We start from the raw sequence: 25,322 nt of genomic DNA, 5'->3' as shown, positions 1-25,322 counted from the left end.
CCCGTGCGTCGTTCCTCGCTTGCCCGGCCGCTTACCGCCGCCGTTGCCGCCGTGCTCATTTCGGGTGCTCTTGTCGGGTGCACGGGCTTCTCGATCGATGGATCCTGCACACCGACGATCTCGTCGGGTGACGGGTCGAGCACCGTCACCGCGACCGGAAAAGTGAGTACCGATCCGAACGTCGACTTCCCGACGCCGCTCATCGTTCACGCGCCGCAGCGCTCGGTGGTGATTGCTGGCGACGGCAACCGGGTCGAAGCGGGCGACGCAGTCAGCGTCGACTATTCGATTTGGCTGGGATCGGACGGCACCAAACTCGGGTCCTCCTATTCGGCCGACCCCTCCTACCTCATTGCCGACGAGTCGGTATTGGCCCTGGGTGATTCCTTGACCTGCGCAACCGTCGGTTCGCGTGTCGCCCTCGCGACGACGGCTGCCGCCGTTTACGGGGTTGGCGGTCTCTCTGCGCAGGGAATCGCCGACGATGAAACTCTCATCTACGTCATTGATATCGAGAGTTCCTATCTCGGTAAGGCCAACGGGTTCAACCAGATTCCTCAGGACGGAATGCCAACGGTCGTGACTGCTGTCGACGGCACCCCGGGCATTTCGGTACTCGCGAAATCCCTTCCGAGTGAGACACGAGTCGAGACCGTGAAGGCTGGCGGCGGTGCCGTCGTCGCTGACGGCGACACCGCTCTGCTTCACGTTCGCAACTGGGCGTGGGCAGCAGACGACTCGGTCACCCTGGGCGGGACTGACTCCTGGAGCAAACACATCCCGGGCACCCAGGTCATCACCAAAGATGCCGCTGAACCGCTGTCGTCCGTGGTTGGCGCGACTGTTGGGTCGCAGTTGCTCGTCGTTGTCCCGGCCGCCGACGGCTCGGGGACGGCAACGATCTGGGTCGTCGACGTCCTGGGCATCACTGCTCACGCGGGCTGAGATTCTGGCGGTGACGGCGTGACGCAGACCGCCGTACCGGTCGAGGAGAGGCTGTTCAGCCTCGTTCTTGCGCTACTCGCGACGGAAACCGGGCTGACCAAGAACGAGATCCTGTCGACGGTGCAGGGCTATCGCCAGCGATTCAAGTCAGGTGGCGACAACGCCAACCTCGAGCGACAGTTCGAGCGCGATAAAGACGACATTCGCGACCTCGGGGTACCGCTCGAGACTCTCGATTCTCCCGGCGAGGTTGGCAACAACCAGACACTGCGCTACCGCATCCCGAAAGGTGCCTACGAGCTGCCCGCGGACGTGACGTTTACGCCCGACGAGACCGCGCTGCTCAACCTCGCCGCAATGGTGTGGCGGGAAGGCTCGCTCTCGGGGGAGTCGCGTCGTGCCCTGCTCAAACTGCGATCGATGGGGGTTGAGGCCGAAGAGCCGCTGCTCGGCTATGCCCCGCGGCTGCGGCTGCGCGACCCGGCCTTCGAACCCCTCAACTCGGCGATCGAAAAGCGACTCACCGTGCGGTTCGGATACCTCAAGCCGGGGGAGGAGCGGGCCTCGGACCGCGAAGTCATTCCGCTCGCGCTCGTTCAATACCAGGGTCGTTGGCACCTGTCGGGGGAGGAAATAGGCGGGGACCGCAAGACGTTCCTGCTGCGCCGGATCGTCGGCGCAGTGACGACGGGCAAGGCAGCGACCGTGCGGGATGGCGATCACGCCGCCGAGGCTCTGGCCGGGCTCGAAGCAGTCTGGGAGGCCAACGTCGCCGAGCTCGAGATCGTGGGCGGTACCGACGCCGCCACTCGACTCGCCCATCGGCGTCGCGCCGAGATCACCGGCGATCGGGCCATTGTGCACTTCGTCGACGTGAACATCCTCGCCGACGAGTTGGCCGGGTTCGGCCCCGAAGTGTTGGTCCTGTCGCCCCCCACATTGCGTGACGCGGTGCGGGATCGCCTGGCGCGGGTCGCAGCCGACCATGAGGCGAGCAGCCATGGATAGGCCGAAGCCGCAGCCGATTCAGGCTCGCGACAAACTCGTGTTTCTGCTCTCACTCGTGCCCTACCTCGTCGACCACGACCGCGTCACCGTCGCCGAAGCAGCCGAGCATTTCAAGGTTCCCGCCGAGCAGATTCGGGATGCCGTGAATCTCATCGCGGTCAGTGGCCTGCCCGGCGACACCTCGGCCTACCAGCATGACGACCTGTTCGACATCGACTGGGACGCGTTTGAAGAGGATGACGAGATCGTTCTCACCAACCGGGTCGCGATCGATGACTCTCCACGATTCTCGGCGCGCGAGGCCTCAGCGCTGATCGCCGGTCTGCAATACCTCTCGGCGATTCCCGAGAACGCCGACCGCGCCTCAATCGCCAGCCTGACCGGCAAGCTCTCGCGGGGCACGTCGGGCGAACCCGCCCAAGTGGGCGTCGAAGAGCATGAGTCGCAAGAGAGCCTCGCCCCGACGCTTGCCCTCATCCGCACCTCCGTCGAGAAGGGCGTTCAGCTCGAACTCGACTATCTCAATTCGCGCGGCGAGCACGAACGCCGTCGTGTCGATGCGCTGCGGATCGAGTCGATCGACGCCGACTGGTATTTGCGTGGCTGGTGCCACCTGCGCGAAGCGGTGCGCACCTTCCGCCTCGACCGAATCTCGAATGCCGAGATCACCGACACCCCAATCGAGTACCACGCGAGCGATGTGCGTCTGCCCGAGACCCTCTTCGAGGGTTCGCCCGACGATCTCGAAGTGGTCATCGACATCGCGCCGCCCGCGATGCCCTTGCTCGCCGACTACATCCCGGATGGCGCCCGTACCGAACTGCATGGCGATCGCGTTCGAACGACGATGCGCGTTTCGCATTACAACGGACTGAAGCGGCTGATCTCAAGCATGCCCGGGATCGTGACGGTCGTCGCTCCCGACGCCGCGCGAGCTGAGGTCGCCGCCTGGGCGAACGCTGCAGCCGACCGGTACCGCTAAGGGCAGCCCGCTAGACTTCTCGTGACCGTGTTGAAGGAGTGCAGACGATGTTCGGATTGACTGGCTGGCATCTGCTGATCGTGGTCGTCATCGTGCTGTTGTTGTTCGGGGCCACGCGACTCCCGACGCTCGCTCGCAGCATGGGGCAGTCGATGAAGATCTTCCGCCAAGAGCTGAAGTCCGACGACGACAAGACCGGCGACGACGCCGCCGCACCCGACGACAAGAAGTAGTCGCATGGCCGCCTCTCGCCGGCGGAACCCCGAGGGCCGGATGTCGCTCGGCGAGCACCTCGTCGAACTCCGTAAACGTCTGACCTGGGCGGGGCTCGCCATCCTGGTCGGCACGATTGGCGGGTTCTTCGTCGCCGAATACGTGTGGGATGCCCTCCGCGAGCCGATCACGAAGATCGCCGCCGATCACGATGCAATCATCAACTACGACTCGATTACCGGCGCCTTCGACGTCCGAATCCAGATCGCCATCGTCCTGGGCATTCTCGCCTCGAGCCCGGTCTGGCTCTATCAGATCTTCGCCTTCCTGGTACCGGGCCTCAGTCGTAAGGAAAAGGGCTACACCTTCGGGTTCTTCTTCACGGCAGTGCCGCTGTTCTTCGCGGGGTGCTTCGCGGGGTGGTGGGTGTTTCCGCACATCATCGAGGTTCTGGCGACTTTTGTGCCTCCCGAAGATGCCAGCTACTACAACGCGAAGTATTACCTCGACTTCATCATCAAGCTTGTGCTGGCGACTGGGATCGCGTTCGTGCTGCCGGTCTTCCTGGTGTTGCTGAACTTCGTCGGAGTCCTGAGCGGCGTGACGATTCTGAAGGGATGGCGCTGGGCGATTCTCGCGATCACGCTGTTCACTGCCATCGCGACTCCCGCCGCCGACGTGTTGTCGATGTTCCTGCTCGCGATCCCGATGGTGGTGCTCTATTTCACTGCGGTCGGCATCACCGTCTCGCGCGACCGGATCATCGCCCGCCGGGCGACCGCGAGCGTCGAAGCGTGAGCCCCGCCGCCGAAGCGCCCTCCTCGGAACCTTCGCCTGCCGAACGCTACGCAGCGGCACGTACGCAACGCGGAACCCCCAAGCTGCAGAGCTTTCGCGACAAGCTTCCATTCGATCTCGACGCGTATCAGCTCGAGGCCTGCCGGTCACTCGAATCGGGCAAGAGCGTTCTGGTTGCCGCACCCACCGGGGCGGGCAAGACGATCGTCGCCGAGTTCGCGGTGTTCCTCGCCCTCGCCGAGCCGCGCGCCAAGGTGTTCTACACGACGCCGATCAAGGCCCTCAGCAACCAGAAGTTTTCTGAGCTCGCCGCCGAGCACGGTGCCTCCTCGGTCGGCCTGCTGACCGGCGATAGCAACATCAACAGCTCCGCGCGCGTGGTCGTGATGACGACCGAAGTGCTGCGCAACATGCTCTACGCCGACAGCCCGCTGCTGAAAGATCTCGCCTACGTCGTCATGGACGAGGTGCACTACCTCGCCGACAGGTTCCGCGGGGCGGTGTGGGAGGAGGTGATCATCCATCTCCCTCAAGAGGTGCGGATGGTGTCGCTCAGCGCGACGGTGTCGAACGCCGAGGAGTTTGGCGACTGGCTCCAGGCTGTCCGCGGAGACACCGATGTGGTCGTCTCGGAAGACCGCCCGGTGCCGCTCGAACAGCACGTGCTGGTGCGCTCGAAGCTGCTCGATCTGTTCGAGACCTCGTCGCAAGTGCGGGGTGACGGCACCGATTTCGCGCGCGTCAACCCCGAGGTGACCCGGCTCACCAATGGTGCTGACCGCGGAGGTGGCAGCTACCGGCATCCCAACATCGGCCGCCCGCAACACAAGGGCGGCAAGCGTGATGCCGCCCGCACCCAGTCGCGTGGCAGCGTTGTCGGCGACTCGCACTTTGGCGACAAGATGTCGCGCGCCGAACTGGTGCGCCTGCTGCGGTCGCGCAATCTGTTGCCCGCGATCTTCTTCGTGTTCAGCCGGGTGGGCTGCGACGCTGCTGTTGAACAGATCGCCCGCAGCGATGTGCGGCTCACCGAAGCGTGGGAGCGGGATGAGATCCGCGCGTTCGTCGAGGAACGGTGCCGCTCAATCCCGGACACCGATCTGGGAGTACTCGGCTACTTCGGCTGGCTCGACGGCCTCGAGCGGGGAATCGCGGCCCATCACGCCGGGATGCTGCCGATTTTCAAGGAGGTCGTCGAGGAGCTGTTCCAGCGCAAGTTGCTCAAGGTCGTGTTCGCGACGGAGACCCTCGCGCTCGGCGTCAACATGCCCGCACGCACCGTCGTGATCGAAAAGTTGGAGAAGTTCAACGGCGAAGCGCGCGTGCCGATCACGCCGGGGGAGTACACCCAACTCACCGGTCGCGCCGGTCGCCGCGGGATCGATGTCGAAGGGCACGCCGTCATCCAGTGGACCGGTGGTGTCGACCCTCGGGCCGTCGCGTCGCTCGCATCCCGACGCTCCTACCCGCTCGTGTCGAGTTTTCGTCCGACCTACAACATGGCCGTCAACCTCGTTCATCAGTTCGGCCGATCCCGCACCCGCGAGATTCTCGAGTCGTCGTTTGCCCAATTTCAGGCCGACCGCGCCGTCGTCGACCTCGCCCGCCGCGTTCGCAAACAAGACGAGTCGCTGGTCGGCTACGCCGAGGCAATGACCTGCCACCTCGGCGACTTTCAGGCGTACTCATCCCTTCGTCGCGAACTGAGCGACCTCGAACGCAAGAACGCGCGAGCCGAAGGCCGAGGCCCCGGACAACTCGAAAGTCGCTCCGATCGGGAGAAGCGTCAGCGCCAGATTGCCGACCTCCGCAAACGGATGAAGCAGCATCCCTGTCACGCCTGTGCCGAGCGGGAGGCGCATGCTCGGTGGGCGGAGCGCTGGTGGCGTTTGAAACGCGAGACGGATGCCATGCGCAGCCAGATCTCGGGGCGCACCGGAGCGGTCGCCGTCGTCTTCGATCGCGTCACCGAGGTGCTTACCGAACTCGGGTACCTGACGGGTGAGGGCGACGCCCTCGAGGTCACTGCTCCCGGCCGGGCCCTGATGCGGATCTACGGAGACCGTGACCTGCTGGTCTCCGAGTGTTTGCGGCGCGGCATCTGGGACGAACTCGATGCACCCGGTCTCGCGGCTCTTGCCGTCAGCCTGGTCTACGAGCCACGACGAGAGACCGGGGATGCCAACGAGCGTGGTTGGCCGCGCGGGGCATTCCGTGCGGCCTTCGAGGCGACCACAGCCGTCTGGGAGGATCTCAGCGCCCTTGAGGCTGAACACCGCCTGCCCGAGGGTTCAGCCCCGTCGGCCGGACTCGCACTGGCGACCCAGAAGTGGGCGCAGGGTGCAGCCCTCGACGCCGTGCTGAAGGATGCCGAGCTCGCGGCTGGTGACTTCGTGCGGTGGATGAAGCAGGCCGTCGACCTGCTCGACCAGTTGTCGATCGTTGCGGACGGGCCACTGGGCCGCAAGGCGCGTACGGCGATCGACAGCATCCGTCGCGGGATCGTCGCCTACTCTGGGGTCTCGTGATCGTCGCCGCTCGACCTCCGCTCCCGCTCTGGGCGGCTCTGATTCTGGCCGCCGCGGCAGGACCGATGCTGGATGCCGCATCGCCCGACAAGGGTTGGTGGCCGATGGCGTTCCCGGCCGTCGCTCTCGCATTGCTGACGCTTCAGGGTCGACGTGTGGGCAGCGGGATCCTCGTCGGATTCATTTTCGGCGCGACATACTTTTGGCCGCATATCGTGTGGGCGTCGGAGTTCCTCGGACTGGTGCCGTGGTCGGCACTTTCAGCCCTCATGAGCCTCTGGTGCGCACTCGCCGCCGGACTCATCGTGCTCGCCTACCGATGGGTACCGCGCGCCTGGCCAACCACCGCGGGACGGCTCCTGCTCCTGCCCGCCGTAGTCGCCGGCCTGTGGACCGCGAAGGAAGCGGCGATGAGCGTCTGGCCGTACGGCGGCTTCGCCTGGGGACGGGTGGCGCTGACGCAGTCCGACAGTCCCCTCTCGCCGCTGTTCGCCTGGATCGGCATCTCGGGAGTGTCGTTCGCCATGGTATTTCTCTGCGCGCTCACGGTCGCGGCAGTTCAGGAGGCGGCGCGGCATCCTCATCGCATCCCGGCTCTCGGTGCCCTCCTGCTGCTCGCGACCCTGGTACTCGTGACCCTGCCGCCGTGGACGTCCCTCCCCGGCACTACCGCAGCGCCCAATCCGGCGAAACCAACGCTGCGGGTGGGGGGAGTGCAGGGCGACACGATGGCTTCCTACTTCGACCCGCCTGAACACTTCGGCGACAACCTGCTCGGGCAGGTCGCCGCAACCGCGCCCCTCTACGGCCAACACGTCGACGTCGTGGTCTGGCCCGAGGGGGCTTCTGACGCCGACCCCTTGGAATACGTCGCCGCGCGCAAACTCTGGGACGAGGTCGCCCTCAGGGCGGGAGCGCCGCTCGTCGGGGGCACAATCACCACGCGCACCGCCGCGGATGGGACAGCGCAGTACTTCAACACCGTGTTGCTCTGGAAGGCGGGCGAGGGCGTTCAGGACTTCTACGACAAGAAGCACCCGGTGCCGTTCGGTGAATACGTGCCCGATCGCGCGTTCTGGCGGCAGTTCGCTCCTGACCTCATCGACCTCATCGGACGCGAATACACCCCCGGCACGACGGATGCCGTCTTCGATCTCGGCAAGGGTGTAGTTGCCGGAAACGCGATCTGTTTCGACATCGTCGATGACCAGTTGCTCACCGAAATGGTCGAGCAGGGTGCTCAGATCGTTTTTGCCGAGACGAACAATGCCGACTTCGGGCACACCGACGAGAGCGCGCAGCAACTAGCGATCGCGCGGATTCGAGCCATCGAGACCGCACGCACTGTTATTAACATCTCGACCGTCGGCACCAGCGCCATCGTTCTCCCCGACGGATCGATCCAGCAGCAGTTGCCGACCTACGAGCCCGGCGTCCTGCTCGGCGACGTACCGTTGATGTCGACGATCACGCCGGCAGTTTTCCTGGGACGCCAGCTCGAGTGGCTGGTATGCATCGTCGGATTCGCCGGTCTCATCATCGGCGGAGTCTTCGCCCGAAGTTCAACGACACGGGGTCGACGTGACGCTTGACGGTCAGCCAGTGCCCGTGAAGTCGACCCGATGGTGGATCCCGTTCCTCGTGATCGCGGGTGTCGTGGTGATCGGCCTGGTGGTCGCAGGTGTCGTCCTCACCTCGCTCTTCGTGTCCCGGTCGAACGATCTCGTCGCGCCCGACGGCGCACCGACGCTGGTAGTCGCAGTAGGCGCAGCGAACGGGTCGTCGATCGATTCGGGCGCGCTCGACGTCGCGATCGGGATCGCGACCGATCGCCTGGACGCTGCAGAGATCGACTACGCCGATATCGGACGCTCAAGCGACCACATCCTTGTGGTGTTTTCGAAGGGCACCAGCGATGAGACTCGGTCGCGCGCACGTGCCGTGCTCACCCCGGCGTACAGCCTGGAGTTTCGTCCCGTACTCGCCGCCGACCAGTGCGATCAGGGGCTCACAACGTCAGCTATCGGAGACAACGTCACCCTGTGCGACCAAGCTGGCACCGCGATGTATGCCCTCGGGCCGATCGCGATTGACGGCAAACATGTTGACTCGGTGACGGCGGCGACCCTGGCGGGTGCGGGTGGCGTCGACACCGGGACTTGGGTGGTCAACCTGGTGTTCGACGATCAGGGAACGCAGGCCTTCGCCGACTTCACACAACGGGCGGTGGGCCAAACGCCGCCTCTGAACCAGTTCGCGATGGTTCTCGATGGCCGAGTGCTCAGCGCCCCGGCCGTTCAGGCCGCGGTCACTGACGGCAAGCCACAGATCACGGGAGGGTTTGACGAAGCAGGCGCTCGGGATCTGGCAGGTCGCCTCGATCTCGCCTCGCGTGGGTTGACGTTTCAGGTTCGTTAGCCCGAGTTTGAGTCATCCCATTTGAGTCATGACAGCGAAGAACGGCGACCCCTGCGGGCCGCCGTTCTTCTCTTGCCTTGGGGGGCTCAGGCGCTCTTGCGGGCGCCGCTCTTGGCTTCCACGCCTCGACGGGCGCGGAGAAGTGTCAGGCGTTCCTGCAGAAGCTCTTCGAGTTCGACGCGCGTACGGCGCTCAAGCAGCATGTCCCAGTGGGTGCGCGGTGCCTTGACTTCGATGACCTCGGTCTGCACGAGAGCGCCATCTTCACCGACGAGGCGACCCTCTTGGCCGGTACGGGGCGACTCCCAGGTCTCGGGAACGTCGGCATCGGCCGAGAACGTCACCTCAAAGGTGGTGCCGTCGACGGCACGGTAGAGGCTGTTTTTGCGGGAGGCGAACTCCACGCCTACTTCACTCTGAAGACTCTGCGATCCAAGTCGCATGCCCCGGAGGTTACGTTCTGCCATTGTGTGGCCCTCTTTCTGAATCCAGTAACCGAAATCTGTGGCGCTCGCGTTTGTTGTGCCAGCACAGGTATAACGACAGGCTGGCCTCGCGCATGCCCCCGCGCGCCTGTTCCCAGTGCTTTCACAGGCGTTACCGAGGGGATGGGTAGCGGTCTGCGAGGTGGTCTCAGGAACTGGCCGTTTCGCGCCGCTTCAGAACCGTCATGGCGAGGTCAGATCGGTCGGTGACCAGGCCATCGACGCCCAAGTCGAGCAGCCGATCCATCTCTGTTTCTCGATTGATTGTCCACGCGTGCACTTCGATGTCGGCCGCATGGAAGGCGGCAATCGTGCGTGGCGTCATCGTCGACATCCCGAGGATCGAGAGGGGGAGTTGCACCGCGTCAACGTCTCGCAGAATGCGCCGAACCGCCGCGTGACCACCTGGCGCCCGTGCGGCAGCGACCGCGGCAATCGCGCCCTGAGCCGACACCGACGTAGCGACTCCGGGCAACTCGCGCACGACCGCGAGACGTCGCTTCGCACTGAACGACCCGATGAGCACCCGCTCGACCGCCCGAAGGTCACGGATCGTCGCGATCGTCGGCACGATCGCCGAATCCACCTTGATGTCGATATTGAAGCGCGCATCCGGAAAGCCGTCGAGAGCTTCCGCCAAGGAGCAATATCCCTGGTCTGCACCCAAACGGATCTTGCGAAGTTCCCCGGCGGTCAGGTCGCCGACCTGCACCTTTCGGCCGACCAGACGAGTCAGATCGGGATCGTGGCTGACCATCGCGACGCCGTCGGACGATCCATGAACGTCGGTCTCGAGATGGGTCACGCCCAGCGCAAGAGCCTTCGCGAACGCCAGAAGCGTATTCTCTGGTGCCTCAAGCGCGAGCCCGCGATGAGCCAACACCCGCGGCGGAGCGGGGGAGAAAAACGTCATGACGTGACCCTCAACCCGAGACGGGCATCGGCATAGGCGACAGAGTGAAGGTCAGACCCGGCCCTCGCTCTGTCGCCCAGCGCGCTACTTCGCCGGAGGCGTGCCCTTGGGTGCGGCGAAGAACCCTTGACCGATTCCCTTGAGCGCCTCGGTGAGTTCGCTCGGGATGATCCAGAGCTTGTTCGATTCACCTTCGGCGAGCTTGGGAAGGGTCTGCAGGTACTGGTACGCCAGTAGCTTCGGGTCGGGGTCGCCCTTGTGGATGGCGGCGAAGACGGTCTGGATGGCTTCCGCTTCACCCTGCGCACGCAGCACCTGAGCCTTGGCGCCACCCTCCGCCTCGAGGATCGCGGCCTGCCGTGAACCTTCGGCCTGCAGAATCGCGGCCTGCTTCGTACCCTCGGCGGTCAGGATCTGCGCACGGCGGTCACGCTCGGCGCGCATCTGCTTCTCCATCGAGTCCTGGATGCTGACGGGCGGGTCGATCGCCTTGAGCTCGACGCGTCCGACACGGATACCCCACTTGCCGGTCGACTCGTCGAGCACGACGCGCAGCTTGCCGTTGATGGTGTCGCGCGAGGTCAGCGCCTCTTCGAGGTTCAGGCCACCGACGACGTTACGAAGAGTGGTCGTGGTGAGCTGCTCGACAGCACCGAGATAGTTGGCGATCTCATACGTCGCAGCACGGGCGTCGGTCACTTGGAAGAAGACGACGGTGTCGATCGAGACGACGAGGTTGTCTTCGGTGATCACGGGCTGCGGCGGGAACGAAACCACCTGCTCGCGAAGGTCGACGAGCGGACGCAACCGGTCAATGAACGGAACAAGCACGTTCAGGCCGGGCAGCAGGGTCTTGTGGTACTTGCCCAGTCGCTCAACGATCCCGGCGTACGCCTGAGGGATGATGCGAATCGAGCGAGCGATGATGGTGAAAACGAAGATGATCAGGATCGCGATGACGATCCAGAGGATCACCGTTCCGAAAATCGCGGCGTCGGTCATGGGTCAGCCCTTCCCGGTGCTTGAGGCACCTGCCGGGACGACCACTGCGGTCGACCCCTCGATCGCCGTAACGACGACCCGTTCTCCTTCGACTAGCTCGCCGGTCACGCCGTCAGCCAGTCTGGATGTCCACGTCTCGCCGTTCGCGAGCTTTACCTGTCCGCGCGCATCGGCGAACTCGACGACGACTCGCCCGGTCTGACCGATGAGCGCCTCGATATTGCTGAGAGTCGGGTCGCCGCCCTTGCGGAACGCGCGCAACAGCGACGGCCGCACGACAAACAGCAGAAGCAACGCGAGCACCGCCGCGATGATGATTTGAGCCCACCAGGGGGCGGCGAGGAACCCAGCGATGAGGCCACCGAGGCTGCCCACCGCGAGCATGAGGAACGTGAAATCGAGCGTGAACACTTCGATGATCACGAAGACCAGAATGAGGGCAAGCCACAGGACCCAAGCCCACGTGACCAGAAGATCTCCGGACATGTCTCGAAACTAGCAGACCGGATAGTCTCGACGACTGTGAGTACCGAAGCCGTCCCAGCCGTTCTGCCCGCCGGATCCCTGTCGGGAAAGCGTGCCCTGATCACCGGGTCGTCCCGCGGGATCGGTGCCGACACCGCGAAGTACCTCGCTGCGGCTGGCGCAAAAGTTGCGATCAACTACCGCAACAAAGAGGCACGGGCACTCAAACTGATCGCCGACATCGAGGCGGCCGGGGGAGAGGCGATCGCGCTCGGGGGCGACCTCACTGACCAGACCTCAGTCGCGGCCATGTTTGACACGGTTCGTGCGCAATGGGGCGGCCTCGACATCCTGGTGCTCAACGCTTCCGGCGGCATGGAGGGCGGGATGGCGCAGGACTACGCCATGCAGCTCAACCGCGACGCCCAGGTCGGGGCTCTCAACGCCGCGCTGCCGCTGCTGCACGACGGATCCCGGATCGTCTTCGTGACGAGCCACCAGGCGCACTTCTTCCACACCGTTCCGACGATGCCCGAATACGAGAAGGTCGCTCAAAGCAAGCGGGCTGGCGAAGACGCCTTGCGCGCCCGCATCCCCGAATTGGATGCCCAGGGCATCGGTTTCGTTGTCGTGTCGGGAGACATGATCGAGGGCACCATCACGGCAACCCTGCTTGACCGGGCGCGTCCGGGCGCGATCGACGCGAGGCGGGAGGAGGCCGGACGCCTGTACTCGGTGAGCGAGTTTGCGGCCGAGGTCGCACACGCCGCTGTCGACCCGCTGCCGGCCGACCGCATCCGCTATGTCGGTGACGTCAGCGCGTTTCTCAGCTACTCCACCCACCGCTGACCTTCGATGGTCAACGTTCACGCCCATCGGCTGACGTCGCGGGTGCTGTTGTTCGACCGCGACGATCGCATCCTGCTGTTCTTGACGGCTGCACCAGACTCGAGTGGTGTCGCTCGGTGGCTGACACCGGGCGGGGGAGTGGACCCCGGCGAGACCTACCTCGAGGCCGCCCTACGTGAACTCGAGGAAGAGACCGGGCTGCGACTCGACACCATCACAGGGCCCGTGTGGGCGCACGATTTCGATGTCGCCTGGGACTCCGCCGACCACGACACGGGTCACGCCCAGTTTTACACGACAGTGGTGGATGCCTTCGACCCATCCGATGAGCAGTGGACCGATGACGAACGCGTCGATGTGACCGGATGGCGTTGGTGGACTCTCGGCGAACTCATCGGGGAGCGACCCCGGTTCGAACCGCCCGAGCTGATCGACCTCATCCGGCGGCAGTTGCCGTCGTGCCTGGCGTGAGGTTCTGGCGAGGATCTCACGCGGCCAGAATCGCAGCGATTTCGTCGTGAGACAGAACGCCCCGGACCGAAGCCCGGGGCGTTCTGTTCACTCACTTATTCGGAAGCGCCGCGACTCAAAAGTCACCGGCCGGGCCGTAGCCGGGGCCGCTGGACTTCACCAGGATGAGCTTCGAAATCGCCGGCGTGTTCGCCTGCGTGGTATCGACCGTGATGCCGTCGAGCAGGAGCGGCGCGTCGAAGTCCTTGATGGACTTCAGCGCCGTCATGAACGCGGCACGGGTGGGCTCCTTCATGCCCAAGAAGGCCTGCTCGAGGATCGCGCCCTCGGCATAGCTCCATGCGCAGTGAGGCGTGAAGGTCGTGGTGATCTTCGCGCCGTAGAGCGCGAATGCCGCGTTGTAGGCGACGACATCCGGGTCGGAGGCGAAAGCCGGCGAAGCCGGGACCTTCGACAGCGAGGTGGTGTAGACGCCCGGGTAGGCGGCGGCGTTACCGGGGGCGAGGATCGTCGCCGGCGTCGAGGTGTTCGACGGCAGGAAGATCCGCGGGAGCCAACCCAGCGACTGCGCCTTCGTCAGCACACCAACCTGGAGCGGGGTCACCGACACAGCACTGACGAGAACGTCGGCACCGCTCGCGGCCAGCTCAGTGACCTGGCTGTCGAGGGTGGTGTCCGTCGGCTCGTAGGTTGCCGTCGCCACGATCTGGACATCGCTGCCCTTGATCGCATCCGTGATGCCATTCAGGTAACCCTTGCCGTAGTCGTCGTTCTGCGAGAGAACCGCGACAGTGATCGGCTTTCCTGCCGCCACCAGGAACTCACCGAACGTGTGTGCCTCCGTGTAGTAGGTCGGCAGGAGACCCAAGGTCCAAGGATTGGCCGTGGTGTCCTGCGAGAAGGTGCTGGCACCAGTCACGAGGAGCACTTGAGGCACCTGACCCTCGTTCGCGATCGGCATGATCGCGGCGTTGGTCGGAGTGCCGAGGGCACCGACGTACGCGAAGATGCCGTCATCGACGAGGGTGTTGAAGTTCGTCACGGCCTTCGCTGGGTCGTATGCATCGTCGAGGTAGGTGAGGTTGACCTTGCGGGTCTTGCCGTCGCCGAACTCGAAACCGCCGGCGGCGTTCTTCGCCTCGAGGTAGGTGTACAGACCGGCGACGGTGCACGTGCCGGGGCCAGCGGTGGCGCCGGTCAGCGGGCTGCTGATGCCGAGGCTCAGCGTGGTGTCGGTGATGCCGGGGCTGGGCGCGTTCGTCTCGCCGCTACCGCCGTCGCCGCGGGAGCAACCCGCAATGAGCAGCACGGTGACGGCAGCCGCGGCGACGACGCCGCTGACACGGGTCGCGTTACGGAAGTTCATCATGACCTTGCCTCTTTCTTTCACTCTTCTCGGTGGACTCCGGACTCGTTGCTGCGGGCGCGAGCGCCCGGTCCGGAGGGTTCTGGGTGGTCGCGGAGCGACCGATTCGGCGGCGAGCATGCCGGCTCACCTGGAGGATGCGACGGGGGAGCGACACGATGCCGCCGGGGACAAGGAACAGCACCAGGAGCAGGATTGCGCCCGAGATCAGGGCCGTGCTCGAAGGGTCGATCTGGCCGGCGATCACGGGGACCAGCTGGTAGTAAACCCCGCCGAGGAGCGCACCGAGGATGCTGCCTGATCCACCGATCACCATTGAGGCGACCATGTTGATCGAGACGTGGAAGCTGAGGGTCTCGGGGGAGGTGTACTGGTAGACGACCAGGTAGAGGAACCCGGCGGCGCCACCGAACATCGAAGCAATCGTGAACGCGAGGACCTTGTACCGGTAGGGCGAGACCCCCATCGCGATCGCGACCGCCTCGTTCTCTTTGAGGATTGCGAACGCGCGCCCGATCCGGCCTTTCACCAAGTTGCGACCGATCACGAAGAGCAGTCCCGCGATCACGAACACGACGTAGTAGCGCCACTGGTCGTTGGCCAGGAACCCTGCTGCCCAGTCGGGGACCTTCATCCAGCTCACCGTCGTTCCGACCGAGCCGCCCGTGAAGTCGGAGAAGCGCTTGGCAAGCGGGATGCCGATGATCGGAAGCGCGATCGTCACCATCGCGAGAGCGAGGCCGCGCAAGCGAGCCGCCGCGAGGGCAACCAGCAACCCGGCGAGTGCTGGGATTGCCAGGCACGCGAGGAAGATCACCGGGACCGGCCAGTTTTGGTTGACGCCGTACGCGGCGATGTAGGCGCCGAAACCGAGAAACGCGCTCTGGCCGAGCGACACCTGGCCCGCGTAACCCATCATGATGCTGAGTCCCAGGATGGCGACGGCGTAGACAGCCATGGTCGAGAGCTGCCCGTTGATTGACTTGCTGGAGACAAGGGGGATGACGGCGAGCACGACAGCCACGACGACCGTAAATGCGATCCGCACCCAGCGGCTGGCTGTAGCGGTTCGCCACAGTTTCTGGACTCTGTTGAGGGGCTTGGGCTTCATCAGACGCGCACCACGACCTTCCGCCCGAAGAGTCCCTGTGGTCGCACGATCAAGATGATGATCATCACGACGAACGGCACCGCGATTTTGAGGTCGTTGCCGATGAAGTCCACGTAGGCACCCGCGAGGTTCTCGACGACGCCGATGATCCACGCGGCGACCACGGCACCGACGGGCGAATCGAGACCGCCGAGGATGGCCGCGGCCAAGGCGTAGACGAGTACGAAGTCGAGCATCCCCGGGCTGACGAATAGCTGCGGCGCAACAAGGACGCCCGCGATCGCCCCGAGGAGGGACGCGAGGCCCCAGCCGATCATGAGAAGTCGGCTGACCGGAAGACCCGACAGCGCCGACGACTCCGGGTTGTCGGCAACCGACCGCATGGCGAGACCCAGCTTGGTGGTGCGGAAGAGCAGCTGCAGTAGCACCATGACGATGACCAGCACGATGATGATTCCGAGCGATCGCACACTCACCGAAGCACCCAGGATGTTGACCGAATCGAGCGGGAACAGCGACGGGAACTGCTGCGGCTCGTACCCGAAGAACGCCGCCGCGATGCCGCCGATCAGCACGAACAACCCGATCGTGACCACCACTGCGGTGTCGGGGTCGCCCTTCTCGAAGCGTCGGATGATCACTCGTTCAACCGCTGCGCCAAACAGGAACGCGAAGGCGAAGGCAATGAGGAACGCGAGGAGCAGGGGAACGCCGGCCTGCGCCAATGCGAACGCAACGAAGGTCGACAGCACCGCCATCGCACCCTGGGCGAAGTTGATCATGCCGGTGGCACGGTTGACGAGCACGATCGCGAGCGCGAGCGCGCCGTAGATGGATCCGGTCGCGAGCCCCTCGACAATGAGCTGGATGAAGAGCGCCATCCTCAGCCTCCCAGGTACGCGCGACGTACCGCGTCCATGCCCATGAGTTCTGCCTTAGTGCCGGAGAGCGACGTCGTGCCGATCTCGAGCACGATCGCGTGGTCGACGACTGAGAAGGCGAGCATCGCATTCTGTTCAACGACCACCAGTGAGACGCTCGACTCAGCCCGCAGGCGACGGATCGCCTGATAAACCCGCTGGGCGGTGCTCGGCGCAAGGCCCAGTGATGCCTCATCGAGCAGGATGACGCGCGGCTTTGCCATGATCGCGCGCGAGATCGCGAGCATCTGCTGCTCCCCGCCGGAGAGAGCCGACGCATTCGAGCCGATGCGCTCGCGCAGGTTCGGGAACAGGTCGAGGCAGAACTCGATGTCGGTCGCGATCTGCTTGCGGTCGTGCCGCTGGTAGGCGCCGACCTTCAGGTTGTCGTGCACCGTCAAGTCACTGATTGTGCCGCGACCTTCCGGCACATGCGCGATGCCCAGGCGGGCAACCTGATCGGGACGCATCCCGGTGATGTCTTTGCCGTCGAAGGTGATCTTGCCAGTGGTAGCAACCATGCCGCTGATCGCGCGCAGGGTCGTGGTCTTGCCCGCGCCATTCGCCCCGAGGATGCCCGCGGCGGCGTTCTCGTCGAGGACGAACGAGATGCCGTGTAGCACCTCTGCGTGCCCGTAAGACGCCGTTACGTTCTCAAGTTCCAGCAGGCTCATCGTCGGTCACCTCCTTGCCGATGTAGGCCTCGATCACGCGCTGGTCGGACTGGGCCTCGGCCGCGGTACCTTCCATCAGCTTCCGACCGTGGTCGAGGACGACCACTTTGTCGGTCAGCGCCGAGATGAGACCCATGTGGTGTTCAACGATCACGATCGTGAGGTCGAAGTCTTCGCGCATCGACCGTACCGACTCGATGAACGCCTCGACCTCGGAGTGGGAGAGCCCAGCGGCCGGCTCGTCGAGCAAGAGCAGACCTGGATGCGACATCAGGGCCCGGCACAGTTCGACGCCTTTGTGAAGGCCGTGGGAGAGTTCGTCGGCCGGAAGGTCGGCCGCCCATCCGAGGCCAAATCGCTCGAGGAGATCGAGGGCCTCGGCACGGGCCTCGCGCTCGCGGCGGAGCGTCGGGGGGAGTCGGAACGCCCAACTGATCGGTCCGCCCGGCAACTCACTGTGAGCGCCGAGGAGGACATTCTCGAGCACTGAGGTCTCTCGGCGCAGAGCGGGATGCTGGAAGGTGCGCGCAAGTCCCGCCGCCTTCGCCAACCGCCAGGGGGCGACCGAGAGTGCTTCGATGTCGTCGATGCGGATCGAACCGGAAGACGGTCGGTAGTGACCGCTGATGCAGTTGAACAGCGACGTCTTACCGGCACCATTCGGGCCGACGAGACCAAAAACAGTTCCGGACTCGACTTCGAGGCTGACGTCATCCAACACGGAGATTCCGCCGAAATTGAGGGAGACATCCGTGAGCTTCAGACGAGCGGCCATAGCCGTCCTCCGCTTCGTTGCAGTGGTTGGAGCAGGGTGTGGCCACGGTAACCCGCGGGAGCGAGGACAGGCAAGCACTTTGTAGACAATTTCGTCGACCAAGTACGCGACGGAGTGCCCTTGATGTGTGAATCGTTACGACTTCGCCTCGCCATCTTCAGGTGCGGCCACGTCGCAGCCCCTGGCGCGAGTGTGAATCTAGGGGGCCCGAGGATTGTCGGCCAATTCGATTCCCAACCAGTGGAAGTTGCTTCCTCGGCAACTCCGATAAGCAGCATTATGTCAGTTGGCAATTGCTCTGGTTGCGAAACCTGCACACGGAGTGCCGCCTGCCCCAGGGCTGCGCTCCCCTTCGGAGCCGCGAACTGCGGTGTAAGAATGGCGCTGTGACGACCTTTCCAGGATGGCTCTCCAGAGCACTCGGCCTTCCTGGTACTGCGTCCTTCCTACGATTCGGCCCAACGGTTCGTGAGGCCGGCACACGTGTGGGCGTCCTGCCCGGCCAAACGGCCGCCGAAGCGTTCGACCAGCTGCGCGCTACGACAGGAGCGCAGCCTTCGCTCCCTCTCGCGGAATTGCTTGCGTTGTTGCGTACGGCAGCGTCACAGCAACTTGGGCTGGACCCGTTCGACGAGCAAATGGTGGCGTGTTGCGCCCTGGTGGCCGGGCACGCCGTTGAGATGGATACCGGAGAGGGCAAGACGCTGGTGGGGGCCCTGGCGGCTGCGGCGCAGGTGGCCGCGGGGCGCCAGGTGCACGTCCTTTCCGTGAACGACTATCTTGCGCAGCGCGACGCTGAGTGGATGCGCCCGTTCTTCGCAGCCCTCGGCGTCTCTGTCAGTTGGATCGGTCAGCGTACGTCGCACGCAGAGCGCCAGCGCGCCTACCGTTGCGACATCGTGTACGCGCCGGTGGGCGAGGTCGGATTCGACGTGCTCCGCGATCGCTTCGCCGTCGAGGACGCCGAGCGGGTCTCCCCCGTCTTCGACGTTGCGATTGTTGATGAGGCGGATGCGGTCATGATCGACGAGGCGCTGGTCCCGCTGGTGCTCGCCGGGAGCAGCGAGACGGCGGCCGATGATTTCGCCGAAGCGACGCTACTTGTCGAAGATCTGGAACCGGATTGTGACTACGGGGTCGACGGCGACGGTGCCACCGTCACGCTTACCGACCGCGGCCTCGATCGACTTGAAGCGCGCCTCGGCGGGGTCAATCTGTACGCGGCGGAGAACATCGAGACTCTGACCCGCATCAACCTGGCGCTGCACGCGTTCGTGCTCGTTCGCCGCGACGTCGACTACCTGGTGATCGACGGAACGCTCAAGCTCGTCAACACCGGCCGTGGCCGCATCGCGCAATTGCAACGCTGGCCAGACGGGCTTCACGCCGCGATCGAGGCAAAGGAACGTCTCGTGATCACCCCGCCGGGGATCGTCCTCGACACGATCACGGTTCAGGATCTCCTCCTGACCTATCGGACGCTCTCGGGAATGAGCGGCACCGTCATCGCCGTGGCCGAGGATCTCCTCGAGTTCTACAAGCTCCCCGCCGGCCGAATCGAGCGACACCGCCCGAACCAACGCGTCGACGAACCCGACCGCATCGTGATCACTCACCCCGTCAAAATCACGGCAACGATCGACGAGATTCGGCGCCGGCACGGTGCCGGTCAACCCGTGCTCGTCGGCACGCAGAGCGTCGCGGAGTCCGAAGCTCTCGCGAAACTCCTCGACGAGCACGGGATCGTCTCTCGGGTTCTGAACGCGAAGAACGACGCTGACGAGGCTGCCATCATTGCCCGCGCCGGCGAACACGCTGCCGTGACGATCTCCACCCAGATGTCGGGCCGCGGCACCGACATCCGTCTCGGCGGGATCGATGAAACTGACCGGGATCGCGTCGTCGCCGGTGGCGGCCTCGCGGTCATCGCCACAGGGCGCTACCCATCCCGCCGCCTCGACGCCCAACTGCGCGGTCGCGCCGCTCGCCAGGGCGACCCGGGAGCGAGCCTCGCGATCCTGAGCCTGGATGACGAGCTCGTGCGCACCAACGCATCCGCGCACATGCTCTCCGCCATCGACCGGCTGCAAGACTCGCTGCCACAGCGCCGCCGTCAACAGATTGTCGACACTGCACAGGCGATCGCGGAGAGCACGCGGCTGGACCGCCACCGCGCCACTTGGGCCTACAACCGCGCCATCGCAGCACAACGGTCCGCGGTTCTCAAGTACCGCCAACGGCTACTCGACACTGAGTTCGCCGTGGACGCTCTACGCGAGCTCATTCCTGCGCAAGTAGCCCGGCTCGAGCAGCACCGGTCGAACGAAACGGTCGCGACCGCGCTCCGTGCAGTTGCGCTCTATTTTGTCGACGACCGGTGGATCGATCACCTCGCGCGACTCCAAGAGATCCGCGATGGCATCCATCTCCGCGCCCTAATCGGAGAAAAGCCGGCCGACGAGTTCCACCGGATCGCGCTCCGCGAGTTCCACGGCTTCTTCAACGCGACCAACAGCGCAGCAGCGGCGTTCGTCGACACCCTCGAGCCGAGCGACTTGGGCCGCGGTCTCGAAGAGCTCGGTCTACGCCGCCCCTCCGCCACCTGGACCTACATGGTCACCGACGACCCGCTCGGCTCCCCCGGTGATCGCCTCGCCAAGGAACTCGGCAAACGATGGCGCACCAAGATCCTCAGGATCCAATGACGAACCCTTAGTGTGAAAACGGATAAGGGTCTTCGCCAGTAGTAGTTACTCTATTTGCAAAAAATGCAATCAGAGTAAAAGCTGGTGACACCCGAGCCGTTCCGCGAATTCCGTATGACCAGGACTTTCTCCCAGAACACGCCGACTAATCGCGAATGCACAGTGTCGGCCGGTGGCCTGGCCGTGCAGGCGGTTCACCCATCAAAGCTCGTCTCGGGCCATCAGGCTAGACGGGCAATTGGTTAAGCGGCTGGAGTGCTGTCATTGCGGCGTCGGTCAGCGCGCCAAGGGATGCCGGGCTATCAGTTTGACGCCATTCGTCCTGCGCTACGTTGAAGCACCCGAGACCGGCCGCGGCAATGGACGAAGCGACGAAAGCGGCGTTACGGGTTCCCTCCGGTAGGCGCGTCGCCAATGCGTCAGCGATCGACGCTTGCCAGCGCACCATCTTGTTCTGGTGACTGGCCTCGATTGCCGGGCCATCGATCATTAGGCTTCCCATGTCGCGAGTTCGCGGGTAACTCTCGGCCTGGTCGATCAGAGAATCGAATCCGCGACGGAGTGCAGTCCACGGCGACTCGCTGTCAGGCCTGCTGGCCACGGAATCAGCGATCGCTCGACCGACCTCCGCGAGCCCTTCGGCGAGCACTTCGTCCTTGCTGGCGAAATAGCGGAAGTAGCTTCGGCGGGACAGTCCCGCCGCAACGGCAATGTCTTCCACCGTCGTCGCTTCGAAGCCCTTGTCGAGGAAGAGGGCCATCGCCTCGGCGACGAGTTCGGCCCGGACGGCCCGGCGCGTACGTTCGCGGAGCCTGACCGTTTGTCCATCCACACCGTTGAATCTACACCCTGCGGACGATCTTGACACTGCTGTGCCATAATCTACTCGGCGGTGACGTCTCGCTACTCAGCGCGACCCGCCGACACGGGAAGAAGACAGACATGCCACAACGCACCTGGTTCATCACCGGCATCAATAGCGGCTTTGGTCGTGAGCTTACGGAGCAGCTGCTCCACCACGGTGACCGCGTCGCCGGAACGGTCCGCACCCTTGGCTCCACCGACGACCTGTCGGCCGAATATGGCGACCGCCTCTGGGTCGCTCACCTCGACGTCACGGACACGGACGAGATCAAGGCGGTCGTCTCTCGCGCCTTCAGAGAGCTCGGGCCCATCGATGTCGTCGTGAACAACGCGGGCTACGGCCTCTTCGGCGCAGCAGAAGAAGTCAGCGACGCCCAGATCGCGCACGTTATCGACACCAACCTCATCGGGTCGATCCAAGTTGCGCGTGCAGCGCTGCCCCACCTTCGGAGGCAAGGTCATGGCCGCATCATCCAGATGTCCAGCGTCGCCGGTCAGACAGCAATGCCCGGCGCATCTCTCTACCAAGCCAGCAAATGGGGCATTGAAGGATTCATGGATGCGTTGGCTCAGGAAGTCGCTGGATTCGGCATCGGGGTGACCATCATCGAACCCGGCGGCGCCCGCACAAACTTCCGGCACGGCAGCCTCCAGCTCGGCGAACCCCTGTCCGACTACGACGGAAGCCCTGCCGCGATGGTGCGAGCAATCCAGCAACCTGAACACGAATCCAGCGGAGACCCCGTGAAGATCGCCGCCGCCGTCATCCGGAGCGTGGATCAGACACCCGCCCCGCGACGCGTTGTGCTGGGTAGCGACTCGTTCGGAGCCATAAAGGCAGCGCTGACCGCTCGGCTCGCAGCACACGAACTGCAACGCGACCTCGCCTCTTCGACTGACTTTTCGAGCGCGGTGAATCTGTGAGTCAACCTGCATCGTCAGCGGTCAGCACCCGTGCGCCTTCCGCCGCAGGGCAGGTCTGATCTCTCTGCTTTGGGCGCATTCGCTCGTGAAAATCGCCGACAACGGTCTTTACCATCAACGATTACGACACATGTGAAGTGATGCAATCCGAGCAAACGCGGGTAAGTGCGCATCACTCCCCCGATCCGACCGCAGACATTCGGCTCCTGTTCGCGAGAGGTTCGAGGCCGAAGCTGCCGAGAGAGTCTTGGCAATCCTCGCCCCAAACCCCTCCCCCGATATGCGAGGAGCGTGGCACGAGGTGAAGTGCGTTTTCCGGATGACCGGATCCGTCAGAGATATTGAGCCCGCGCGACTCAGCCGACCTGGTCGAGCGAGACGACCAGTTTCGTGGCCGATACGCCAGCCCGCTGCAGGTCCATCGCATTCTGGAAGTCCCCCACAGAGTGCCCGACAATCGTCGGCTTTGGGGTTGCGGCGTAGCGGCCATCCTCAAGCGCATCAGGAAGGTAGCCGCTAAAGATCGCCGTGCTCACGTGGTTGTTCTTAATGTTCGTGCCGAAGATGTACTTCAGCCCGACACCGTGTGTGCGGGCCGAGAACTGCAGCGCAATGTTTGCGGCGATGAGTCTCACAGTCACGCGCGCGCGTTCCAGCCTTCCGCGCGACGGATCCGCGAGGCTCGCGAAGTCGACCGGCGGTGTTGCGATCGCGACGAACTTTTTGCCGCGGGCTTTGGCCATGATCTTCACGCAGGCGGGTGACCCGGTAGTTCCGAACGAAATCGCGCCGGCAACCGTCCGGCCGGCGAGTGCGGCAATGATGTCGGGGATCACGGTCGGGCTGTTGTAGTCGAACACCTGCGACGCGCCAAGAGAGCTCACATGATCGAAGTTTTTCGGCGACGCCGTGGTGATGACTTCGTAGCCAGCTGCGACCGCGAGCTGGATGGCGTTGCTGCCGACGCTGGTCGAGCCGCCCCACACGAGAAGAGTCTCGCCAGTTGAGCGAGCCGCTGCGGAAGGTAGTTGCAGACCCAGATAGTCAGACTGGAAAAGCCCCGCCGCAGCCGTTGAGACGGCCATCGGAAGCACGGATGCCTCCTCGAAGCTCATTGCGTCGGGTATTGGTGAAGTCAATCGCTCGCGCACGACCGTGTACTGCTGGAATGCGCCCTCTGCCCCTGTGTTGGTGTCCTTGTCCGTTCCGACGGCGAGAGCGAACACCCGGTCTCCAACGTTGAACCTCGTGACTCCTTCACCGAGTTCGACAACGTCGCCGGAAACGTCAGTGCCCAGCACGGTGGCGTACTTGAGCCAGCCGTACAGCAAGTTGCCCTCGGCCTGGATGATCCAATCCAGTGGGTTGATCGCGACAGCGTGGTTACGCACGACGATTTGACCCGGACCCGGATGAGGGTACGGCGCGGCTTCCACCACCAGTTGTCCATGTTTACTCGGGATTCGCGCGGCGATGTTGGTGGGTGGCACGGACATCAGAAAGCCTCCGATTGAGTGTGATTGCACTTTGTGCATTTGCAATGGTCACACACGATTGCACACAGTGCAATCACCTGCAAGAATCATCCACATGAGTCGCTGGGAACCCAACACGGTCGAGAGACTGCAGGATGCGGCCATGACGCTCTTTCATGAGCGCGGGTATTCCAACGTCACCATCGCCGACATCGCCGAACATGCCGGTCTCACTAAGCGAACCTTCTTCAATCACTTTCCGGACAAGCGTGAGGTACTGTTCGCCGGATCATCAGCGCTTGAGGAGCGGGTCGAGGGGTACATCCTCGCGTCAGATCGCGAACAACGCGCCATTGACGTCGCGATATCCGCCCTCGCGGCCGCCGGCCAGACGCTCTCGCGCTACAGCGAGGGGGCACGCCTTCGCCGAGATGTCATCGATTCCTCACCCGAACTCCAAGAGCGAAGCCTCATCAAATTGGCGTCGCTCGCCAGGGTGATCACCGCGGGGTTGGTCGCGCGTGACCCCGAAGTCAGGGGCGCCACGCTGGTAGCCGAATCGGCAGTGACCGTCTTCGGCGCGGCCTATTCAGCGTGGGCCGACTCGCCCACATCCGACTTCCCGGAACACATGGATAACGTTCTCGCCGAACTGAGGACCGCGATCGTCGCGGCTAGCCCGGCGCCGCGCTAAACCAACCCGGTCGGTCGGAGAGTTGTGACCGACTCAGACCTGCTGCGTGGTGAGGATCCTCAAGACGTTCTCGAGAGAGTGAAGAGCGCGAGTTCCCACCTGCCCTGCGAGCCGAGTGCGATAGGCGTCAAACGCTCCCTCTCCAATAGCCATCATCTCGTGTCCGCGGTCAGTGACAGTGAGGTATTTCCGACGCGCGTCCTGTGGGTCCGCTCGCCGGTCCAGGTAACTGAGTTCTTCCAGCGCGGCGATGGTCTTCGCGGCCGCTTGCTTGGAGACCCCCAGACTCCTCCCCAGCTCGGAGGCGCTTTGAGCCCCGGCATCGATGGCGTCAAGAGCGAACGCGTGTGTCGCTGTCACCCCCGGGTGACCTTCGCGTTCAAGTTCAACGACGACCTCATCGACCAGCGTGGTGAAGCCTGCGAGAAGAAGTTGTGCCAACGTCGCGCCAGGGTGAGTGTCCATGAATCGAAGATATCGGACGCAGTGACAATAGACAACTAGGTTGTCCGACTGCTAGACTAACAACCACGTTGTCGATTCGACTCGTACCCACAGATAGAGAGATGTGACATGAACACTTCAGGTACCCCCGCGACTATCGACGGCATCGATCATCACTACGTCGACGTCAATGGCACGACGCTGCACTATGTTTCCGCCGGAACGAAAGGCACCCCCATCCTGCTCGTTCACGGCTTCCCCGAGTCGTGGTGGACGTTTCACAAGGTCATTCC

26 protein-coding genes are annotated in these 25,322 nt (G+C 64.2%); 14 read left to right on the top strand and 12 right to left on the bottom strand.

Annotated elements, in window-relative coordinates; all coding sequences use genetic code 11:
* Positions 1 to 3 precede the first annotated feature (3 nt).
* From ABIR17_RS00210 to ABIR17_RS00175, 8 genes are read left to right on the top strand one after another with little or no spacing between them, the layout of a single operon-like run.
* Positions 4 to 945, top strand: coding sequence for an FKBP-type peptidyl-prolyl cis-trans isomerase (locus ABIR17_RS00210; RefSeq protein ID WP_348002339.1), 942 nt, complete (start codon positions 4 to 6; stop codon positions 943 to 945).
* An 18-nt stretch (positions 946 to 963) separates the two neighbouring features.
* Positions 964 to 1,953, top strand: a complete 990-nt coding sequence (locus tag ABIR17_RS00205) for a WYL domain-containing protein (RefSeq protein WP_348002338.1) — start codon at positions 964 to 966, stop codon at positions 1,951 to 1,953.
* Complete coding sequence (locus ABIR17_RS00200; protein ID WP_348002337.1) at positions 1,946 to 2,935, top strand: WYL domain-containing protein; 990 nt, start codon at positions 1,946 to 1,948, stop codon at positions 2,933 to 2,935. The genes ABIR17_RS00205 and ABIR17_RS00200 overlap by 8 nt, the downstream gene beginning before the upstream one ends.
* Positions 2,936 to 2,982: 47 nt before the next feature.
* Positions 2,983 to 3,168, top strand: coding sequence for a twin-arginine translocase TatA/TatE family subunit (gene tatA / locus ABIR17_RS00195; RefSeq protein ID WP_348002336.1), 186 nt, complete (start codon positions 2,983 to 2,985; stop codon positions 3,166 to 3,168).
* Between the two features lie 4 nt (positions 3,169 to 3,172).
* Positions 3,173 to 3,946 carry a twin-arginine translocase subunit TatC gene (gene tatC / locus ABIR17_RS00190; RefSeq protein ID WP_348002335.1) on the top strand — a complete coding sequence of 258 codons (774 nt, stop codon included), beginning with the start codon at positions 3,173 to 3,175 and terminating at the stop codon, positions 3,944 to 3,946.
* Positions 3,943 to 6,474 carry a DEAD/DEAH box helicase gene (locus tag ABIR17_RS00185; RefSeq protein ID WP_348002334.1) on the top strand — a complete coding sequence of 844 codons (2,532 nt, stop codon included), beginning with the start codon at positions 3,943 to 3,945 and terminating at the stop codon, positions 6,472 to 6,474. Before tatC ends, ABIR17_RS00185 begins: the two co-directional genes overlap by 4 nt.
* Positions 6,471 to 8,066 carry an apolipoprotein N-acyltransferase gene (gene lnt, locus ABIR17_RS00180; protein ID WP_348002333.1) on the top strand — a complete coding sequence of 532 codons (1,596 nt, stop codon included), beginning with the start codon at positions 6,471 to 6,473 and terminating at the stop codon, positions 8,064 to 8,066. Before ABIR17_RS00185 ends, lnt begins: the two co-directional genes overlap by 4 nt.
* Before the next feature lie 16 nt (positions 8,067 to 8,082).
* Positions 8,083 to 8,892, top strand: coding sequence for a hypothetical protein (locus ABIR17_RS00175; protein WP_348002332.1), 810 nt, complete (start codon positions 8,083 to 8,085; stop codon positions 8,890 to 8,892).
* Between the two features lie 86 nt (positions 8,893 to 8,978).
* Here the strand turns inward: ABIR17_RS00175 and ABIR17_RS00170 are convergent, their stop codons facing one another.
* The 4 genes from ABIR17_RS00170 to ABIR17_RS00155 form a co-directional block, all read right to left on the bottom strand.
* On the bottom strand, positions 8,979 to 9,359 hold the full coding sequence (locus ABIR17_RS00170; RefSeq protein ID WP_348002331.1) for an RNA polymerase-binding protein RbpA: 381 nt from the start codon (positions 9,357 to 9,359) through the stop codon (positions 8,979 to 8,981).
* 166 nt (positions 9,360 to 9,525) lie between these two features.
* Positions 9,526 to 10,290, bottom strand: coding sequence for a glycerophosphodiester phosphodiesterase family protein (locus tag ABIR17_RS00165; protein ID WP_348002330.1), 765 nt, complete (start codon positions 10,288 to 10,290; stop codon positions 9,526 to 9,528).
* An 84-nt stretch (positions 10,291 to 10,374) separates the two neighbouring features.
* Positions 10,375 to 11,292 carry an SPFH domain-containing protein gene (locus ABIR17_RS00160; RefSeq protein WP_348002329.1) on the bottom strand — a complete coding sequence of 306 codons (918 nt, stop codon included), beginning with the start codon at positions 11,290 to 11,292 and terminating at the stop codon, positions 10,375 to 10,377.
* A 3-nt stretch (positions 11,293 to 11,295) separates the two neighbouring features.
* Entirely contained in the window at positions 11,296 to 11,778 is a 483-nt protein-coding gene (locus ABIR17_RS00155; RefSeq protein ID WP_348002328.1) for an NfeD family protein, read from the bottom strand.
* Positions 11,779 to 11,814: 36 nt separating this feature from the next.
* On the opposite strand from ABIR17_RS00155, the gene ABIR17_RS00150 reads away from it, so the two are divergent.
* Together ABIR17_RS00150 and ABIR17_RS00145 are read left to right on the top strand one after the other, a co-directional pair.
* A complete protein-coding gene (locus tag ABIR17_RS00150) occupies positions 11,815 to 12,606 on the top strand; it encodes an SDR family oxidoreductase (protein WP_348002327.1) in 792 nt (263 codons plus the stop codon).
* Between the two features lie 6 nt (positions 12,607 to 12,612).
* Positions 12,613 to 13,077, top strand: coding sequence for an NUDIX domain-containing protein (locus tag ABIR17_RS00145; protein WP_348002326.1), 465 nt, complete (start codon positions 12,613 to 12,615; stop codon positions 13,075 to 13,077).
* 115 nt (positions 13,078 to 13,192) lie between these two features.
* On the opposite strand, the gene ABIR17_RS00140 is transcribed toward ABIR17_RS00145, so the two are convergent.
* The 5 genes from ABIR17_RS00140 to ABIR17_RS00120 form a co-directional block, all read right to left on the bottom strand.
* The gene (locus tag ABIR17_RS00140; protein ID WP_348002325.1) at positions 13,193 to 14,446 is read right to left on the bottom strand and encodes an ABC transporter substrate-binding protein; all 1,254 of its coding nucleotides are present in this window, start codon (positions 14,444 to 14,446) and stop codon (positions 13,193 to 13,195) included.
* Entirely contained in the window at positions 14,430 to 15,491 is a 1,062-nt protein-coding gene (locus ABIR17_RS00135) for a branched-chain amino acid ABC transporter permease (protein ID WP_348002324.1), read from the bottom strand. The genes ABIR17_RS00140 and ABIR17_RS00135 overlap by 17 nt, the downstream gene beginning before the upstream one ends.
* A gap of 62 nt (positions 15,492 to 15,553) precedes the next feature.
* On the bottom strand, positions 15,554 to 16,435 hold the full coding sequence (locus ABIR17_RS00130) for a branched-chain amino acid ABC transporter permease (RefSeq protein ID WP_348002323.1): 882 nt from the start codon (positions 16,433 to 16,435) through the stop codon (positions 15,554 to 15,556).
* A 2-nt stretch (positions 16,436 to 16,437) separates the two neighbouring features.
* A complete protein-coding gene (locus ABIR17_RS00125) occupies positions 16,438 to 17,148 on the bottom strand; it encodes an ABC transporter ATP-binding protein (protein ID WP_348002322.1) in 711 nt (236 codons plus the stop codon).
* Positions 17,129 to 17,923: an ABC transporter ATP-binding protein gene (locus tag ABIR17_RS00120; protein ID WP_348002321.1), complete on the bottom strand. Its 795-nt coding sequence runs from the start codon at positions 17,921 to 17,923 to the stop codon at positions 17,129 to 17,131. The genes ABIR17_RS00125 and ABIR17_RS00120 overlap by 20 nt, the downstream gene beginning before the upstream one ends.
* Positions 17,924 to 18,309: 386 nt before the next feature.
* Here ABIR17_RS00120 and secA2 point away from each other — a divergent pair, with 386 nt between their 5' ends.
* Positions 18,310 to 20,628: an accessory Sec system translocase SecA2 gene (gene secA2, locus ABIR17_RS00115; RefSeq protein ID WP_348002320.1), complete on the top strand. Its 2,319-nt coding sequence runs from the start codon at positions 18,310 to 18,312 to the stop codon at positions 20,626 to 20,628.
* 226 nt (positions 20,629 to 20,854) lie between these two features.
* Here secA2 and ABIR17_RS00110 read toward each other — a convergent pair whose 3' ends face one another.
* Entirely contained in the window at positions 20,855 to 21,460 is a 606-nt protein-coding gene (locus ABIR17_RS00110; RefSeq protein ID WP_348002319.1) for a TetR family transcriptional regulator, read from the bottom strand.
* A 110-nt stretch (positions 21,461 to 21,570) separates the two neighbouring features.
* On the opposite strand from ABIR17_RS00110, the gene ABIR17_RS00105 reads away from it, so the two are divergent.
* Positions 21,571 to 22,416 carry an SDR family oxidoreductase gene (locus ABIR17_RS00105; protein WP_348002318.1) on the top strand — a complete coding sequence of 282 codons (846 nt, stop codon included), beginning with the start codon at positions 21,571 to 21,573 and terminating at the stop codon, positions 22,414 to 22,416.
* 356 nt (positions 22,417 to 22,772) lie between these two features.
* On the opposite strand, the gene ABIR17_RS00100 is transcribed toward ABIR17_RS00105, so the two are convergent.
* Positions 22,773 to 23,912, bottom strand: coding sequence for a zinc-binding alcohol dehydrogenase family protein (locus tag ABIR17_RS00100; RefSeq protein WP_348002317.1), 1,140 nt, complete (start codon positions 23,910 to 23,912; stop codon positions 22,773 to 22,775).
* Positions 23,913 to 24,006: 94 nt separating this feature from the next.
* On the opposite strand from ABIR17_RS00100, the gene ABIR17_RS00095 reads away from it, so the two are divergent.
* Entirely contained in the window at positions 24,007 to 24,585 is a 579-nt protein-coding gene (locus ABIR17_RS00095; protein ID WP_348002316.1) for a TetR family transcriptional regulator, read from the top strand.
* Between the two features lie 33 nt (positions 24,586 to 24,618).
* Here the strand turns inward: ABIR17_RS00095 and ABIR17_RS00090 are convergent, their stop codons facing one another.
* Positions 24,619 to 25,050, bottom strand: coding sequence for a MarR family transcriptional regulator (locus ABIR17_RS00090; protein WP_348002315.1), 432 nt, complete (start codon positions 25,048 to 25,050; stop codon positions 24,619 to 24,621).
* Between the two features lie 108 nt (positions 25,051 to 25,158).
* Here ABIR17_RS00090 and ABIR17_RS00085 point away from each other — a divergent pair.
* Positions 25,159 to 25,322: epoxide hydrolase N-terminal domain-containing protein (locus ABIR17_RS00085; protein WP_348002553.1), on the top strand; the 164-nt coding region annotated here is incomplete at its 3' end.

This window comes from Pseudolysinimonas sp. (genome assembly GCF_039912695.1).
Lineage (GTDB): Bacteria > Actinomycetota > Actinomycetes > Actinomycetales > Microbacteriaceae > Pseudolysinimonas_A.
This window is presented reverse-complemented; position numbering and strand designations above follow the sequence as displayed.